We start from the raw sequence: 14,793 nt of genomic DNA on the forward strand, positions 1-14,793 counted from the left end.
AGAGAAGGACCACTGCCATGCTCACCCGCAATCTCGGCCGCTCCGGCCTGCGCGTTTCGCTCGTCGGCCTCGGCTGCAATAATTTCGGCGGCCGCATCGATGACGAAGCGGCGCGCAAGGTCGTCGATGCGGCGATCGAGCACGGCATCACCTTGTTCGACACCGCCGATGTCTATGGCGCACGCGGGGGCTCCGAGACGGTGCTCGGCCAGCTTCTGGGCCCGCGGCGCAAGGACATCGTGCTCGCCAGCAAGTTCGGCATGGACATGAACGATGCCGGCACGATGAAGGGCGGCTCGCGACGCTACATCATGTCGGCGGTCGAGGCCTCGCTGAAGCGGCTCAAGACCGACTGGCTCGACCTCTATCAGTTCCACCGCGCCGACCCGCTGACCCCGATCGACGAGACGCTGCGCGCGCTCGAAGACCTGATCCGCCAGGGCAAGGTGCGCTATATCGGCTGCTCCAACATGCCGGCCTGGCAGATGGCCAATGCGGAATGGACGGCGCGCGATCTCGGCATCAATGGATTTGCCTCCTGCCAGGATGAATACAGCCTGCTGGTGCGCGGCGCGGAAAAGGATCTGATTCCCGCCGCCCGCCATTTCGGCATGGGGCTGCTGCCTTATTTCCCGCTCGCGAACGGCTTGCTGACCGGCAAGTACAAGCGCAGCGCGCCGATGCCGGAAGGCGCGCGCATGACCAGGGAGTCGCAGCGCGCCAACGAGGTCCTGACCGACATCAACTGGGAGAAGACCGAGAAGCTCACCGCCTTCTGCGAGGCGCGGGGCAAGACGCTGGTCGAGCTCGCCTTTTCCTGGCTCGCCGCGCAGCCCGTCGTCTCCAGCGTCATCGCGGGCGCGACCAAGCCGGAGCAGATCGCCGCCAACGTCAAGGCGGCCGAATGGGCGCTGACGGTCGAAGAGCTGGCCGAGATCGACACGATCACCAAGTAGCCCTGAACCGCAGCGGAGAACCCTCTCCTGCATCGACGTCGGGTCTACCCGACTTCGACACTCTGAAGGCTGAACTCGGGCAGGCCCGAGATTGGCAGCTAGAGTGACCCAACTCGGAAACAGCCGACTTGGGTTTGAGAGGGTTCCCCGCGCCCATCTTCGAGGGAAAGCGATCAACGGCACCAGACTGCTGACAGGCTTTTGCGTTAGCTGCGCCAACAAGCATGGACCGGCTCGCCCTGCCCGAATAAGGTCCGCGCCATGAGCGAGACAGTCCCGAAGACCACCGCCCCCGACCTGAAGCCCGGCGACCACCTCTTCCTGGTCGACGGCTCGAACTTCATCTTCCGCGCCTATTTCCAGTCGATCAATCAGGACAGGAAATACAATGCGCGGTCCGACGGTCTGCCCTCCGGTGCGGTTCGGCTTTTCGCGACCAAAATGTTCCAATTCGTCAAGGACGGCGTGCTCGGGGTGAAGCCGACCCATCTCGCCATCGTCTTCGACAAGACCGAGAACTCGTTCCGCAAGGCGCTCTACCCCGCCTATAAGGGCAATCGCTCCGAGCCACCGGCCGATCTGATCCCGCAATTCCCGCTGATGCGCGAGGCGGTACGCGCCTTCGGGCTGATCCCGGTCGAGCAGGATGTCTATGAGGCCGACGACCTGATCGCGACCTATGCCAGACAGGCGCGCGAGGCCGGGGCCGATGTGCTGATCGTCTCCGCCGACAAGGATCTGATGCAGCTCGTGGGGCCGGGCGTGGCAATGTATGACCCCGCTTCGGGCGACGCCAAGAAGGGCGCCGGCTTCCGGGCTGAACGTTGGATCGGCGAACCCGAAGTGGTCGAATATTTCGGCGTGATGCCGAACCGGGTTGTGGATGTGCAGGCGCTGGCCGGCGATGCGACCGACAATGTGCCCGGCGCTCCCGGCATCGGCATCAAGACGGCGGCCCAGCTCATCGGCGAATATGGCGACCTGGAGACGCTGCTGGCGCGGGCCGGCGAGATCAAGCAGCCCAAGCGCCGGGAGACCCTGACCAATCCCGAGGTGATCGAGAAGGTGCGCATCTCGCACAAGCTCGTGACGCTGGTCGACGATGTGAAGGTCGAGACGCCGCTCTCGCATCTGACGCTGGCCGACCCCGATCCGGCCAGGCTCGTCGCCTTCCTCAAGGCGATGGAGTTCACCACCATCACCAAGCGCGTCGCCGAGGCCTATGGAGCCGATGTCGCGGCGATCGACGCCGACGAGGCGCTGGCCCCGGGCGGCGCGCGCGCCGCCGAATTGAAGGCGCTCTATGTCGGTGCGGATGCGGGCGAGGGCGGCTTCGCGGCGCCGGCGGCGGCCTCTGACGCCGGCGCCGAGCCCGCCAGCGCGCAGCCATCGAACGGCGACGGCTGGATGAAGCCGTCCGACCTCGCGGCCGCTCGCAAGAACGAGGCGATCGCCGCGAAGATCGACCGCACCGCTTATGAATGCGTACGTACGCTCGCCGATCTCGAGCGCTGGATCGGTTGGGCCTATGAGGCCGGCCATGTCGCGCTCGACACCGAGACCAATTCGCTCGACGCGATGCAGGCCGATCTCGTCGGCATCTCGCTTGCGGTCGCGCCCGGACGCGCCTGCTACATCCCCCTGCAGCATCGCGGCGGCACCGATCTGTTCGGCAGCGGCATGGTCGAGGGGCAAATTCCGCTCGACCAGGCTGTGGCGGCGCTCAAGCCGCTGCTGGTCGATCCTGGCGTCCTGAAGATTGGCCAGAACCTGAAATACGACCTGCTGATCCTCGAACGGCACGGGCTTTCCGTCGCCCCGATCGAGGACACGATGCTGATTTCCTATGCGCTCGACGCCGGCAACAACAATCACGGCATGGACCGGCTCTCCGAGCTGCATCTCGGCCATGAGACGATCCCGTTCTCGCAAGTCGCGGGCACCGGCAAGGCGCAGGTGACCTTCGACAAGATCGTGCTCGACAAGGCGACGGATTACGCCGCCGAGGATGCCGATGTGACGCTGCGGCTCTGGCGCGCGCTCAAGCCCAGGCTCGCGGCCGAAGGCAAGACCACCGTCTATGAGACGCTGGAGCGGCCGCTGATCGCCGTGCTCGCCCGCATGGAGCAGCGTGGCATCGCCATCGACCGGCAGATCCTGTCGCGGCTCTCGGGCGAGTTCGCGCAGTCGCTGGCGCGGCTGGAAGACGAGATCTACGAGGTGGCCGGCGAGAAATTCCTGATCGGCAGCCCAAAACAGCTCGGCGACATCCTGTTCGGCAAGATGGGGCTTTCCGGCGCCAAGAAGACGGCGACCGGGCAATGGGCGACCGGGGCCGGCGTGCTCGAGGAGCTCGCCGAGCAGGGCCACCCACTGCCTTCGAAGATCCTGGAATGGCGCCAGCTCGCCAAGCTGAAATCGACCTATACCGACTCGCTGCCGACCTATCTGCACCCGCAGACCAACCGGGTGCACACCTCCTATGCACTGGCGGCGACGACCACGGGGCGGCTGTCCTCCTCCGAGCCCAACCTGCAGAACATCCCGATCCGCACCGAGGCCGGCCGCAAGATCAGGACCGCCTTCGTGGCCGAAAAGGGCTACAAGCTGATCTCGGCCGACTACAGCCAGATCGAGCTGCGCCTGCTTGCCCATATCGCCGACATCCCGCAGCTCCGGCAGGCTTTTGCCGACGGCATCGACATTCATGCGATGACGGCCTCGGAAATGTTCGGCGTGCCGGTCCAGGGCATGCCGAGCGAGGTGCGCCGCCGCGCCAAGGCGATCAATTTCGGCATCATCTACGGCATTTCGGCCTTCGGCCTCGCCAACCAGCTCGCCATCAGCCGCGAGGAGGCCGGCGCCTATATCCGCAAATATTTCGAACGCTTCCCGGGCATCCGCGACTATATGGACCAGACCAAGACCTTCGTGCGGGCCAACGGCCATGTCACGACGATCTTCGGCCGGGTCTGCCATTTCCCGGCGGTCGCCTCGAAGAACCCTTCCGAGCGCGCCTTCGTCGAGCGCCAGGCGATCAACGCTCCGATCCAGGGCTCGGCCGCCGACATCATCCGCCGCGCCATGATCCGGATGGAGGGCGCGCTCGCTGCCGCCAAGCTGGACGCCCGCATGCTGCTGCAGGTGCATGACGAGCTCGTCTTCGAGGTGCCCGACGCCCAGGTCGAGGCGACATTGCCGGTGGTCCGCCAGGTCATGGTGGATGCACCGCACCCGGCCGTACAGCTGCGCGTGCCCCTGCAGGTCGATGCGCGGGCCGCCAGCAACTGGGACGAGGCGCATTGAGGCGCCGACGCTTCGACCCCAGAAACTTGAACCGCAGGAACCTTGCCTGCCAGTGCCACGTTATAGGTCCGACGCGCCGGGGGGCGCGCTTTGCGCGTTGGATATCGTCACATGCTCAGCTCGTCCGCCTGGAGACCGTTTCCGCGCTATATGGCGGAACCCGAGATCGAGGAGACGCAGGACGACGTCACGCCCTATGAGCATGACCTTATCGTCCGCTACGCCATTGTCGGCATCTTCGTCATCCTGGCGACCACGACGCTCTATCTGACCAAGGTCATCGCCCTGCCTGTGACGGCAGGCATCATCTTCGGCCTGGTGCTGGGACCGCTGGTCGACTGGCTGGTGCGTCGCGGCGTGCCGCAGCATCTGGCGGCAGCCATAGTGGTCCTGCTCGGGGTCGGCCTGATTCTCTTCGCGATCACCCTGCTCGCCGTGCCGATCGCCGGCTGGAGCGACCGGGCGCCCGCAATGATGGCGGCGTTGCAGGCCAAGCTCGCCGGCGTCTTCATCTTCATGGGCGAGTTGAAGCGGGCAGCCGCCGCGCTGACCGGCAAGAGCGGGGCGGAACTCAACGTCTCGCAAGGCAATCCGCTGCTCGATATCGCGGTGTCGTCTTCGACGGCGGCAGGCGGCCTGCTGATCTTCGTCGCGACAGTGTATTTCTGGCTGGCGACGCGACGCCATCTCAAGGCGCGCACGCTGCGGTTTTGCCTCGGGCGCGGCGCGCGGAAGTCCGCCGGCGCCTTCTTTCAAGAAATCGAGACGCGGGTCGCGCGCTATTTCGGACTGGTGACGCTGATCAATCTGGGCATGGGCGTGATGGCTCTGGCGATCGCCTGGCTCGCAGGGCTGCCATTCCCCGTATTCTGGGGCGCGCTCGCCTTCCTGCTGAACTATCTCGCCTTCATCGGGCCGATCATCGTCACCGTGCTGCTGCTTGCAGGGGCGCTGCTGGACGCGCCGTCTCTTCTCGCCGCGATCTGGCCGGCAGCGGCGTATTTCGTGCTGCATCTGCTCGAAGGCAATGCAGTGACCCCGGTTTTCGTCGGGCGCAGGCTCACCGTCTCGCCATTCCTGGTCTTCATCGGCTTCGTCTTCTGGCTTTGGCTCTGGGGGCCGGTCGGCGCCGTGCTCTCGACTCCGATCCTGCTCGTGGCCATGGTCGCGCAGGAGGAATTTGCCGCATACCGCAAGGCGCAGCAGGCCGAGGCCACGCCCCAGGAAGAGCCCGCCCAGCAGCAGGTGGCGAGTATCGGCTAAAGCGTTTTCGAGCGAAGTGGACACCCGTTCGCTCGAAAACGCTTTAAAGTAAGGAGCGAGAGCGTTGAACGATCCAACTGGATCGGAAACCGCTCTAGTCGGCTACAAGGAACCCGCGCACCATGCGTGCGTTAGGTCATCAAGCTCCGGAGTCATTTGGAGCGCACCCATCCATTCGCAGTATCGAGAGGGGGACATCAGATATGGCCAGCACCACTTCCGCGAAACGTCAGGCGGCCTCGGCGGTCAAACGCGCCAAGGACGAAGCCGTCGCAGGCGCCGAGGACATCGCTGCTGACGCCAAGGCCTCCGCGCAAAAAGCCAGCCGCCGCGTCAAGCGCGAGACGAGCGAGCTCGAAGCCAGCCTGACGCGCAGCGCCGAGGACCTGGCGGCAACGGTCACAGAAAAGCTTCGCGCCGTCGGCGTCGACACCGACAAGATGGTCGACGTCGCCAAGGAACAGGCGACCGATCTGCAGCGCATCATCGTGCAGGAGATCCAGGAGCGGCCACTGCGCGCGCTCGGGGTGGCCGCGGCGGTCGGCCTGTTCGTCGGCTTCCTGTCGGCGCGATAAGCCATGCTCGGGGGGCTGGGAAGCTTCATCGCGTCGGAAGTCTCCGGCGCGGTCAAGCGCAATGTCATCATCTACGGCCTGTACGGCTTTTCAGCCCTGCTGGTCCTGTGTGCGGCGGGCTATGCCCTGAACGCGCTGCACACCGTGCTGACGCTGCGCTACGACCCAATCACGGCGAGCCTCTGGATCGCGGGCGGCCTGTTCCTCGCCGCCTTGCTGAGCCTGGGCGTCGCAACCTATGTCAAGAACCGCCGCCGGCCGCCGCGGCCGTTGGCAACCACGGCATTGGCCGCAGCACCGATCGCGGCCAAGCTGATCGGGTCGTCGCGCATGGGCTGGCGCACCGCCGTCGTCGGAAGCGTCGTCATCCTCGGCGTCCTGATTGGCAGGCAGTTCTTCAACCGCGACGAGAGCGACGAGGACGAAGCGTAACAGCCGAAGCTGCGCACTAGAGTCGGATGATTTCAGATGGAATCACACAGCGATCCCATCTGAAATCTGAATCCGGATCTCATCTAAGAGTGAGAGGCGGATCGGCGCGAAAAGCCGGTTTCTTTTTTTCGCATCCTGCTCTGGAGCAATTGCTCTAGCCCTTTGTTTTGGCGCGTTTTCTTCACGCGAACCGGTGTCCGCTTCGCTCGAAAACGCTCTCATGCGAATGCGGCGCGCGCTCGACTGCCCCTGTCTTTTTACATAGGGGTTGTGGGTTCCGTCCTGTATCACGGTATCCATGTCCACTGAGGTAAGGCCCCGCAGCCGCTTGGCGCTGCCCAGCATTCCCGCCCTAGGCGCCCGCCTGCGATCGGCCACGACGACGATCATCGCGATCGGCGTCGTTGGCGTGGCGGTCATCCTGGCGGCCTGGATCAACGCGCAAGCGCGCGCCACGGCCGAGCGCGTCTCGCATTCCATCGAGATTCGCGAGCGTTCCGAGCGCTTCCTGGGCCATATGCGCGACGCCGAGACCGGACAGCGCGGCTATCTCCTGACCCATAATCCCGGCTATCTCGGCCCCTATACGAGCGGCCGCGCAGCGGCCCTGCCGGAACTCGACGCCTTGGCACAACTCGTCGAAGGCGACGCCGCGCAGACCGAGCGCGTCGCCAAGGCGCGCAGCGAGACGCTCTCCAAGCTGGAGGAGCTCGACACCACGATCGCGCTTGCGCGGGAGGGCAGGCTGGATACCGCCGTCGCCCGCGTGAAGGACGGCAGCGGCTTCTCGGTCATGGACGCGTTGCGCGGCACCGTGCAGCAGCTTCAGCTCGCCGAGAACATCCGCCTCGTCGCGCTCAATCGCGGCGAGGAGCGCAGGCGGCTTCTGGCCAGCATCGGCATCGTCGTCGCGCTGGCCGGACTTGCCTTCGCTGCCTGGCAGCAATTGCGCACGCGGCAGCGCCGCAGCGCCCTGCTCGCCTCCAGCAACGCGCAGCTCGAGCGGGTCGTGAGCGAGAGAACCCAGCAGCTCGAGAACGAGCGGCTGCGCATCGAGGCGCTGCTGCGCGACGTCAACCACCGCGTCGGCAACAACCTCGCAATGGTCTCGGCGCTGCTCAATGTCCAAAGCCGGCAGACGCGCGAGCCGGCCGTGCGCGACGCTCTCTCCCAGGCGCAATCCCGCATCCAGGCGATCGCCGCCGGGCAACGTCGCTTGCGCCTCGACATCGAGACCGACGAGATCGACGCCCAGCCCTATATGGAGGATCTCCTCGCCGAGATCGGCAAGGCGGCCGAGGGCCGGCCGATCGAGATCGTATTGGAGATGGATTCGATCCGCTTGCCTGGACGTGACGCAGTGTCCTTCGTCGTGATCGTCAACGAACTCGTGACGAACGCGATCAAGCACGCCTTCCCCGACAATGCGCCGGGGCGAATCGTCATCCGTTTCAGCGAGCATGACGAGGACGGAGCGACCACGCTTCTCCTGACGGTCGAGGATAATGGCGTCGGGCTGCCGGTGGTCGAGGCGGATACAAAGGGCCTGGGTCAGACCGTGATCGCCAGCCTGTTGCGCAGCATGCGGGCAACGATGACGACCGAGCCGCTTTCGCCCGGCTCCGGGCGCCCCGGTTCCAAGATCACGCTGACCTTCCCGAAACGGGATTGAGTGCGGCGAGGCTGCCGCCGGCCGTCAGAGCGTTTTTCCAGCGAAGTGGATACCGGTCTCCTCGCGACAAGCGCGAAGCGTTTGCGTGGAGAAAACGCGTTAAAACAACGACCTGGAGCAATTGAACGATCCAACTGGATCGGAAACTGCTCTAGTCCAGCTTGATCGCGCTCGACACGAAGCTCGCGATCTCGCGCGTGGAAAAGGGCTTGCGCAGGAAACGCACGTCACGCAGCGATTTGGGCACATCGCTGGGGGGCGAACCCGAGACGAACGCGAAGGGCGTGCCGCTCTGGAGCAGGCTGGTGGCGACATCGAAGGTCTTGCCGCCGACGACATCGATATCGAGCAAGGCGCAGGACAGGTGCGACGCGGCCGCTAAACGCGCACCGGCAACCGATCCGACGATGATCAACTCGGCACTGTCACCAAACTGTTCCGCCACGGCTGCTTCGATGTCCATTGCGATGAAAGGATCGTCTTCGACGATCAGGATGCGGATATCGGACATCAATCCAGCCTCCCTTCCTCTGTTCTCTTGTCGTAGCATGCCGAGAGAACGTCAGAGTGCTTGCGATGTTCCGGCAGCTTCCTCCGAACATGTTGGGAAATCGTCAAATGCGATTAAATTTGCAGCGATAAGGTTAGCGAATCGTAGCGAACCTTCGGAGGTGCCAGTCATTTGCGACCTCAGCGACTGCGACCTCAACGACGCCTGGACTTCGCCAGCGTCAGCTCGAATCCGGTCACGCCGATCGCCACGTTGATCCCGCGCGCGCCCTGAAGCGAAAGCGGCTGCAGGGTGACATCGCCGTTATTGCCGCCGACGAGCAGATTGCCGGAGCCGCCCGTCCCTGCGGAGCCGCCCACCGTCGCCCCGCCATAGCGGCCGGCGAGCGCCCCCAGCGGGGCCCGGGCATAAGGACCATAGACCCGCCAGGACATCGTGTTGCTGCGGATCGTGCCGAGATCGAGGCCGAAGTTCCTGACGACGCCGACATAGCGCTGCCCCGGACCGCGGCGCGGCGTGAAGCGGCACTCCACCGGGCGTTGCGACGTCACCACCAGACCCAGACCCGCGCCGACGCTGCAGTTGAGGCGCCCCGCCGGTGGGCCAGACTGGGCAAGGGCCGGAGCCTGGAATGCGAGCAGACCCGCAGCCGCGGCAGCAAGGATCGCGACAGTTTGAAACCGGGGAAGCGGGGCAGCCATATTGAAACTCCTCACGATCGAATGACGCTGAAACGCCGCAAACACTCCACAGTTCCTCATTAAACGGAACCCGGTCTGAGGTGTTGCGTTATACTCGGCATCGAGACGGAAAACCCACATGCTCATCAGCTTCCTCCAGGATGATGCGTCTGCCAAGGGACTGGCTTGCAAGGGACCAGCCTGGCGAGGCGAGGTGCGCATGCCGCCGTTCTGGGAACTGGAAGAGCTGATCGCACAGGGCCATGACACCAAGACGGCTCTGGAAATCATCGCGGTGCGGCGCAGCGAAGCCGAAAGGCAGGACCGCCACCCCGCTTGCGACGTTGTCTCCCCCTCGCGCATTCCCGCTTGAAGCCGGCCGGTTCCAAATCTCTGCTGGAGCCAAATCTCGCCTGGAGCATGATTCTGCTCTAACTCTTTGATGAGAGACGGATTCATTGGCAAAACCGCGTCGACGGCGAACGACGCGCCTGGATGTCCAGATGCAGGTGATCGGCATGGGCGGCATCGGCCCCCGGCCCTATGCTGGTGGTGAAAGCGCCGCAGGCGGCCTGCCTCACTGCCAGGAGGAACCGATGCTGGACGGTATCCTCGGGCCGTTCGACGCTGACCTTCAGGCCGCCAGCCTCCCCCGCCAGGACAAAGCCGAAGATATCGAGCGCCCGACCTGTCGCATGCTCGCTCAGCGGCCCGGTCGCCGCCCTGTTGCGACGCCGACATTCCTGGCCGCCTCCGGCCCGCAGGCCGACCAGATCCCGGCCGAAATAGCCCTTCGCCAGCGGCTGAACGCTGATCAGGAGAAACTCAGCCGCCTTTGTCGCCATCTCGCAACTCAAGGTGACAGGCGGCTCGAAGACGACCGGCACGGCCCCCATCTCAAGCGCCTCGACCAGGACGGGACTCTCGACGCGGCAGGCGGCATCCTCGGATTTGGCGGTATCAGCATTGGCCGCACGAACGCGCGTGCCATAAAGCGCCCGCAACCCCGCCAGGCAGGCGGCGCCACTCTCGGGGTTCGGCAGGTCCGCAGGGCTCGCACCAACAGGGCGTGCAGAGGGGTCGGCGGGCTCCGACGATGGCAGCGACTGCTGCTGTGGGCGCAGATCAACCGGGCGCGGCGGCGGCAAGGTCCTGATCCCTGCCCCGCTTTGGCCGTTGCTTTCCGCACTATGAACTTCCACGCCATGAATGCCGCCCGCCCAGATCGCGACAGCCGCAATGGCCAGGGCGAACCGACCAAGGCTTCGAAGCCATAGAGCATTGCGCGAAAAAGTGGGTACCGGTTTTTCGCTGGAGCAATGCTCTAAACTCCAGGAATCGATCACGTTTTTCGCATTCGGACGATACCGTCCGAATGCGACGTGATCTGGCGACGGATATGTCCGTACTGCCCCGGATGACACTCCCATCCCGGACAGGTTGCGGAGGGCTGTGATTTGCGGATTCAGCTGTCGAGGGCGGCGGCGCTGAGCACGGCCAGAACCGTGGTACCGGCCAAAGCGAGCGACAGGGCTTCCGCCGTCAGCGCGCCTGCGGATACGACGCCACCAAACAGAACCACCGCCATCGAACCGCCCGCGATCAGGGCTGCAACAAACGTCGTCGCCATGGACCAAGACCTCCCGAAAGGCGGCCGGTTTGGTCCGGCCTGCCGTTGCGCGTAACGCCGGAGCAGCCCGCTGGTTCCCGCCCGGTTCATGCGTTCTGATCGGTCCGCCCATGCTTCCCAATCGGCCTAGGCCGGCAGGCCCGAACAATGAAAAAAGTCGGCGGCATTGGAACGCCGCCGACCCCGGATCCTGGACGCTGAGAGCAAGCTCAGGCTGCCTTGCGGCCGGCCCGGCGATCGAAGAACAGAGCCTGGCTGATCGCAGCCTTCACCGCCTCGGGCTGGAACGGCTTGGTGATCAGAAAGGCCGGTTCCGGCCGGTCACCGGTCAGCAGACGCTCGGGATAGGCGGTGATGAAGATCACCGGCACATCGATCGAGGAGAGGATCTCGTTGACGGCGTCGAGGCCGGAGCTGCCGTCGGCGAGCTGGATGTCGGCGAGGACGAGGCCGGGGCGCTTCTTGGCGACGAGCGCGATCGCCTCGCGATGCGTGCGGGCGACGCCGGTCACGGTATGGCCGAGCTCCTCCACCATGGTCTCGATGTCGAGCGCGATGATCGGCTCGTCCTCGATGATCAGCACATCGGTGGCGACCTGCTCGGCGATCTCCTGACCTGCCGCTTGGATGAGGCCGGCGGCGTCGGACGCTGAAATATCCATGATCGTGGCAACCTCCTCGATCGAAAACCCTTCGACGGTGCGAAGCAGGAAGGCCTGGCGCGGCCGCGGCGTCAGCGCTTCGAGATTACGCTCGGCCGAGGGCCGGTCGGCCTCGGCGGAGCCGGTGCTGGTGGCGTTGAGGCTGACCGAGGACCACAGCTTCAGAAACGTATGGTAGAGGCCCAGCCTGGGATCGAACCCGCGCGGGAACGAAGAGGGATCGGCGACGAGCGCTTCAAGCATCGCGACGACATAGGCGTCTCCGCTCGCCTGCGTCCCGCTCAGCGCCCGGGCGAACCGGCGCAGATAAGGCAGGTGCGGTGCAATTTCTTTGGCAATCGACATGCAAAGGTCCCTTGTAACAAGCCGAAAATGAGCACCTGCAGCGGCTTTCTGACAAGCAATTTATTTTTTGTTCTTCCTGGAACCTTTTCCGGCGAAGCCTGTTATCTGGCCGTATGAGTGCCGGCTTGGGCGGGCCGGTATGATCAAGCGCGAGACCAGCTGGAAAAGCGGGCTCGCTTTCGTTGCGAGGGCTGACATGAACAACACGAGCGTCTCGATGACGGAACCCGGCGGGGGCGACAATGACGAGGTCGAACTGGTCCTCGACCCCAGGGTGCAGGAATCGATCGGGCGGTCGCTGAAGGCGCATTACGACGATATCGTCAACGCGCCGGTGCCCGACAAATTCCTGGTGCTGCTCGCCCAGCTCGAAGCTCAGGAAACCCGCGCCGCTTCGGGGGATATGTCCGATGAGCGCCTCTGATTTCAAGGACGGGCTGATCAAGGAGATTCCGAATCTGCGCGCCTTCGCGGCCTCGCTTTCGGGCTCGATGCAGCTCGCCGACGATCTCGTGCAGGACACGCTGCTCAAGGCCTGGGGTAATTCGGACAAGTTCGAGCCCGGCACGAGCCTGCGCGCCTGGCTCTTCACGATCCTGCGCAACACCTATTACTCGCTCTACCGCAAGCGCGGGCGGGAGGTGCAGGATAGCGAGGGCACCTATGCCGAGCGCATGGCGACGCATGGCAACCAGGAAAGCCATCTCGACCTCGCCGATTTCCGCAAGGCGCTTGCCAAGCTGCCCGAGGAGCAGCGCGAAGTGCTGATCATGGTCGGTGCGACCGGGTTGTCCTATGAGGAAACCGCCGAGATCTGCGGCGTCGCCATCGGCACGATCAAGAGCCGGGTCAACCGCGCCCGGACGAAGCTGGCCGAACTGCTTTCGATCGGCGGACTCGACGATCTCGGGCCAGATCGCAAGAGCGCCGCCGCCATCCAAAGGGTCGGTTCCGAAATCGTCGGCCTCTGATGCGGCTGGCGCGCTTCAAGACCGTCAGAGGGCGTCTGCTCGCGCTGCTGATCGGCATAGCGCTGCCAATCGCCGGCCTGACCGCGATCACCGCCGTCACCACCTACCAGACCGTCACCGCCGCGATCCGCACATCCCAGATGCGCACGGCCGAGGACTACGCCGTGCGCACCCGCGTCTGGTATCGCGGCGCCTTGCGGTCGCTGCTCGCCGGCGGTTCCGCATTGGCCCTGAACGGTCGCGAGAGCAGCGATTGTGGCAAGGTCGGCGGCCAGACGCTCGCTCGGGTCGCCGGCTATCGCGCCATCCATATCCTGCCGCAGGGCGGCGACACCTGCGCCTTCTCGCTCGATCCCGAGATCACCGCCGCCGATCTCGCCGCGGCAGCGGCAATGTTGCAGGCAAAGCCGCCGGTCCAGAGCTGGGCCGGGACGGAGCTCGCCCGGGCGCGCTACGACCATGTGACGCTGGGCGGCAAGCGCTATCTCGCCGTCTACGCGCGAAGCGACGATGCCGGCGGCCCGATGCAGGAAGGCCTGCTGCTGGTCGACCCGGAGTTGCTCGACCAGGTCTTCGACCTCGGCGACGGCGAACCCGGGCTCGTCGTCGCCCTGGCGGCACGCGACGGCGACATCATCGTCTCGCGCGGCACCGCGCAGCCAGATGACGCGTCCTGGCTGCCGGCGCGGGACCTGGCCTCGCTCTCGAAGGAGCCCTCGCAGACGCAAAGCCGCGCCGGCGCCTCACGCATCTACGCCACCCGCATCGTCGCCGACCCAGATTTCTACATCGTCGCCAGCTTCGACGATGCGTTGGGGCAGGCGGCCCGGACACAGTTTCTGGTGCTGCTGCTGGCGCCGCTGCTGACGCTGGCTCTGCTCTGCGTGGTCTATCTGCGCGCGATCGACAAGCATTGCGTGCGCTGGCTGCGCGGCATCGAGGCGGCGGCCAGGACACGCTCGACCCTGACGACGGCACGCGCGGTGATCGCCGACGACATGCCAAGCGACATCCGCAGCGTCGCGGAAGCCTTCAACGTCATGGTCGAGGAGCAGGAGGTCAGGCAGCGCAAGCTGCAGACGGCGCTCGACGACAACCGTTTCCTCGTTCGCGAATTGCATCACCGCGTGAAGAACAGCCTGCAGGTGGTGCAAAGCTATATCGGCCTGACCAAGCGCGACTACCGCGGTGAGGCGCGGATGGCCTTGGCCGACGCCGAATGCCGCGTTCACGTGCTCTCGGCCGCCTATCGCTTCACGCTGGCCGACGGCGAGATGCAGCCCGTGCGCGTCGACCTCTTCGTCGACGATGTCGTCACAATGATCTCGAACCTGCTCCGCCGCCGCGACCAATGGGTCACCAGCACCGTCAACACGCGCGCCTCGCTCTCGGTCGACCGGATCATCCCGCTCGGTTTCCTGATCGTCGACGTGATGTCACGCGCGCTGCGCAGCACGCCGGACGTCAGCATCCAGATCTCCGTCTCCGACATCGACGATGGGACGATCGAGATCGCCATCGAGGCCGATCGCGAGATCGCCTATAGCGAGCCGCCGAAGCTCTTCGCCGGCCTCGTCACCCAGATCGAGGCGGTTCAGGCGGGCGCACCGGAAGGGCCGCGGCTTGGCGCCTGGAGGATCGCCCATTTCACCTGAAGCAGTTTCAGATCCAGTTGGATCGGAACGCCTTCAGGTCATTGTTTTGACGCGTTTTCTCCGCGCAAACGCTTCGCGTTTGTCGCGAGGGAACCGGTCGCCACTTCGCTCGAAAACGCTCTCCGGAGCGCCGCG

Annotated in this window: 16 protein-coding genes; 10 read left to right on the forward strand and 6 right to left on the reverse strand. The window is 65.1% G+C overall.

Features of this window, described 5'->3' with window-relative positions:
- Window positions 1–17: 17 nt before the first annotated feature.
- The 5 genes from ACSQ3P_RS30670 to ACSQ3P_RS30690 all read left to right on the forward strand — a co-directional run bounded on the left by ACSQ3P_RS30670 (window position 18) and on the right by ACSQ3P_RS30690 (window position 6,532).
- Window positions 18–956, forward strand: coding sequence for an aldo/keto reductase (locus ACSQ3P_RS30670; protein ID WP_436169200.1), 939 nt, complete (start codon window positions 18–20; stop codon window positions 954–956).
- Window positions 957–1,217: 261 nt separating this feature from the next.
- Window positions 1,218–4,262, forward strand: coding sequence for a DNA polymerase I (gene polA / locus ACSQ3P_RS30675; RefSeq protein ID WP_436169201.1), 3,045 nt, complete (start codon window positions 1,218–1,220; stop codon window positions 4,260–4,262).
- 111 nt (window positions 4,263–4,373) lie between these two features.
- Window positions 4,374–5,525, forward strand: coding sequence for an AI-2E family transporter (locus tag ACSQ3P_RS30680; protein WP_436169202.1), 1,152 nt, complete (start codon window positions 4,374–4,376; stop codon window positions 5,523–5,525).
- Between the two features lie 203 nt (window positions 5,526–5,728).
- Window positions 5,729–6,100 carry a DUF883 C-terminal domain-containing protein gene (locus ACSQ3P_RS30685; protein WP_310155981.1) on the forward strand — a complete coding sequence of 124 codons (372 nt, stop codon included), beginning with the start codon at window positions 5,729–5,731 and terminating at the stop codon, window positions 6,098–6,100.
- Window positions 6,101–6,103: 3 nt separating this feature from the next.
- A complete protein-coding gene (locus ACSQ3P_RS30690) occupies window positions 6,104–6,532 on the forward strand; it encodes a hypothetical protein (protein WP_436169203.1) in 429 nt (142 codons plus the stop codon).
- A 42-nt stretch (window positions 6,533–6,574) separates the two neighbouring features.
- Here the strand turns inward: ACSQ3P_RS30690 and ACSQ3P_RS30695 are convergent, their stop codons facing one another.
- Entirely contained in the window at window positions 6,575–6,952 is a 378-nt protein-coding gene (locus ACSQ3P_RS30695) for a hypothetical protein (RefSeq protein WP_436169204.1), read from the reverse strand.
- On the opposite strand from ACSQ3P_RS30695, the gene ACSQ3P_RS30700 reads away from it, so the two are divergent.
- On the forward strand, window positions 6,942–8,204 hold the full coding sequence (locus tag ACSQ3P_RS30700; protein ID WP_436169205.1) for a sensor histidine kinase: 1,263 nt from the start codon (window positions 6,942–6,944) through the stop codon (window positions 8,202–8,204). The genes ACSQ3P_RS30695 and ACSQ3P_RS30700 overlap by 11 nt on opposite strands.
- 151 nt (window positions 8,205–8,355) lie before the next feature.
- Here ACSQ3P_RS30700 and ACSQ3P_RS30705 read toward each other — a convergent pair whose 3' ends face one another.
- Window positions 8,356–8,715: a response regulator gene (locus ACSQ3P_RS30705; protein WP_436169206.1), complete on the reverse strand. Its 360-nt coding sequence runs from the start codon at window positions 8,713–8,715 to the stop codon at window positions 8,356–8,358.
- Window positions 8,716–8,909: 194 nt separating this feature from the next.
- A complete protein-coding gene (locus ACSQ3P_RS30710) occupies window positions 8,910–9,416 on the reverse strand; it encodes a DUF992 domain-containing protein (protein ID WP_436169207.1) in 507 nt (168 codons plus the stop codon).
- A 118-nt stretch (window positions 9,417–9,534) separates the two neighbouring features.
- Here ACSQ3P_RS30710 and ACSQ3P_RS30715 point away from each other — a divergent pair, with 118 nt between their 5' ends.
- On the forward strand, window positions 9,535–9,768 hold the full coding sequence (locus ACSQ3P_RS30715) for a hypothetical protein (RefSeq protein WP_436169208.1): 234 nt from the start codon (window positions 9,535–9,537) through the stop codon (window positions 9,766–9,768).
- Window positions 9,769–9,850: 82 nt separating this feature from the next.
- Here ACSQ3P_RS30715 and ACSQ3P_RS30720 read toward each other — a convergent pair whose 3' ends face one another.
- The 3 genes from ACSQ3P_RS30720 to ACSQ3P_RS30730 form a co-directional block, all read right to left on the reverse strand.
- Complete coding sequence (locus ACSQ3P_RS30720; RefSeq protein WP_436169209.1) at window positions 9,851–10,741, reverse strand: extensin-like domain-containing protein; 891 nt, start codon at window positions 10,739–10,741, stop codon at window positions 9,851–9,853.
- Between the two features lie 119 nt (window positions 10,742–10,860).
- Window positions 10,861–11,025 (reverse strand): hypothetical protein, encoded by a 165-nt coding sequence (locus ACSQ3P_RS30725; protein WP_158516161.1) that lies wholly within the window; start codon window positions 11,023–11,025, stop codon window positions 10,861–10,863.
- 209 nt (window positions 11,026–11,234) lie between these two features.
- Window positions 11,235–12,032 carry a response regulator gene (locus ACSQ3P_RS30730; protein ID WP_436169210.1) on the reverse strand — a complete coding sequence of 266 codons (798 nt, stop codon included), beginning with the start codon at window positions 12,030–12,032 and terminating at the stop codon, window positions 11,235–11,237.
- A gap of 196 nt (window positions 12,033–12,228) precedes the next feature.
- Between ACSQ3P_RS30730 and ACSQ3P_RS30735 the strand changes: the two genes are divergently transcribed.
- The 3 genes from ACSQ3P_RS30735 to ACSQ3P_RS30745 are packed head-to-tail and all read left to right on the forward strand — an operon-like array spanning window position 12,229 to window position 14,658.
- Window positions 12,229–12,456 (forward strand): NepR family anti-sigma factor, encoded by a 228-nt coding sequence (locus ACSQ3P_RS30735; RefSeq protein ID WP_436169211.1) that lies wholly within the window; start codon window positions 12,229–12,231, stop codon window positions 12,454–12,456.
- Entirely contained in the window at window positions 12,443–13,003 is a 561-nt protein-coding gene (locus ACSQ3P_RS30740) for a sigma-70 family RNA polymerase sigma factor (RefSeq protein WP_069689267.1), read from the forward strand. Before ACSQ3P_RS30735 ends, ACSQ3P_RS30740 begins: the two co-directional genes overlap by 14 nt.
- A complete protein-coding gene (locus ACSQ3P_RS30745) occupies window positions 13,003–14,658 on the forward strand; it encodes a sensor histidine kinase (RefSeq protein ID WP_436169212.1) in 1,656 nt (551 codons plus the stop codon). The genes ACSQ3P_RS30740 and ACSQ3P_RS30745 overlap by 1 nt, the downstream gene beginning before the upstream one ends.
- Window positions 14,659–14,793 lie beyond the last annotated feature (135 nt).

It is taken from the genome of Allobosea sp. LjRoot9 (assembly GCF_964252745.1).
In the GTDB taxonomy this organism is placed as follows: domain Bacteria; phylum Pseudomonadota; class Alphaproteobacteria; order Rhizobiales; family Beijerinckiaceae; genus Allobosea.

Coding starts and splice junctions, on each gene's coding strand:
- ACSQ3P_RS30680 (WP_436169202.1), top strand. CDS start 4,374: ATGCTCAGCTCGTCCGCCTGGAGACCGTTTCCGCGCTATATGGCGGAA.
- ACSQ3P_RS30740 (WP_069689267.1), top strand. CDS start 12,443: ATGAGCGCCTCTGATTTCAAGGACGGGCTGATCAAGGAGATTCCGAAT.
- ACSQ3P_RS30695 (WP_436169204.1), bottom strand. CDS start 6,952: ATGACCGCCACGCCAACGACGCCGATCGCGATGATCGTCGTCGTGGCC.
- ACSQ3P_RS30735 (WP_436169211.1), top strand. CDS start 12,229: ATGAACAACACGAGCGTCTCGATGACGGAACCCGGCGGGGGCGACAAT.
- ACSQ3P_RS30705 (WP_436169206.1), bottom strand. CDS start 8,715: ATGTCCGATATCCGCATCCTGATCGTCGAAGACGATCCTTTCATCGCA.
- ACSQ3P_RS30710 (WP_436169207.1), bottom strand. CDS start 9,416: ATGGCTGCCCCGCTTCCCCGGTTTCAAACTGTCGCGATCCTTGCTGCC.
- ACSQ3P_RS30730 (WP_436169210.1), bottom strand. CDS start 12,032: ATGTCGATTGCCAAAGAAATTGCACCGCACCTGCCTTATCTGCGCCGG.
- ACSQ3P_RS30725 (WP_158516161.1), bottom strand. CDS start 11,025: ATGGCGACGACGTTTGTTGCAGCCCTGATCGCGGGCGGTTCGATGGCG.
- ACSQ3P_RS30685 (WP_310155981.1), top strand. CDS start 5,729: ATGGCCAGCACCACTTCCGCGAAACGTCAGGCGGCCTCGGCGGTCAAA.
- ACSQ3P_RS30670 (WP_436169200.1), top strand. CDS start 18: ATGCTCACCCGCAATCTCGGCCGCTCCGGCCTGCGCGTTTCGCTCGTC.
- ACSQ3P_RS30690 (WP_436169203.1), top strand. CDS start 6,104: ATGCTCGGGGGGCTGGGAAGCTTCATCGCGTCGGAAGTCTCCGGCGCG.
- ACSQ3P_RS30715 (WP_436169208.1), top strand. CDS start 9,535: ATGCTCATCAGCTTCCTCCAGGATGATGCGTCTGCCAAGGGACTGGCT.
- ACSQ3P_RS30745 (WP_436169212.1), top strand. CDS start 13,003: ATGCGGCTGGCGCGCTTCAAGACCGTCAGAGGGCGTCTGCTCGCGCTG.
- polA (WP_436169201.1), top strand. CDS start 1,218: ATGAGCGAGACAGTCCCGAAGACCACCGCCCCCGACCTGAAGCCCGGC.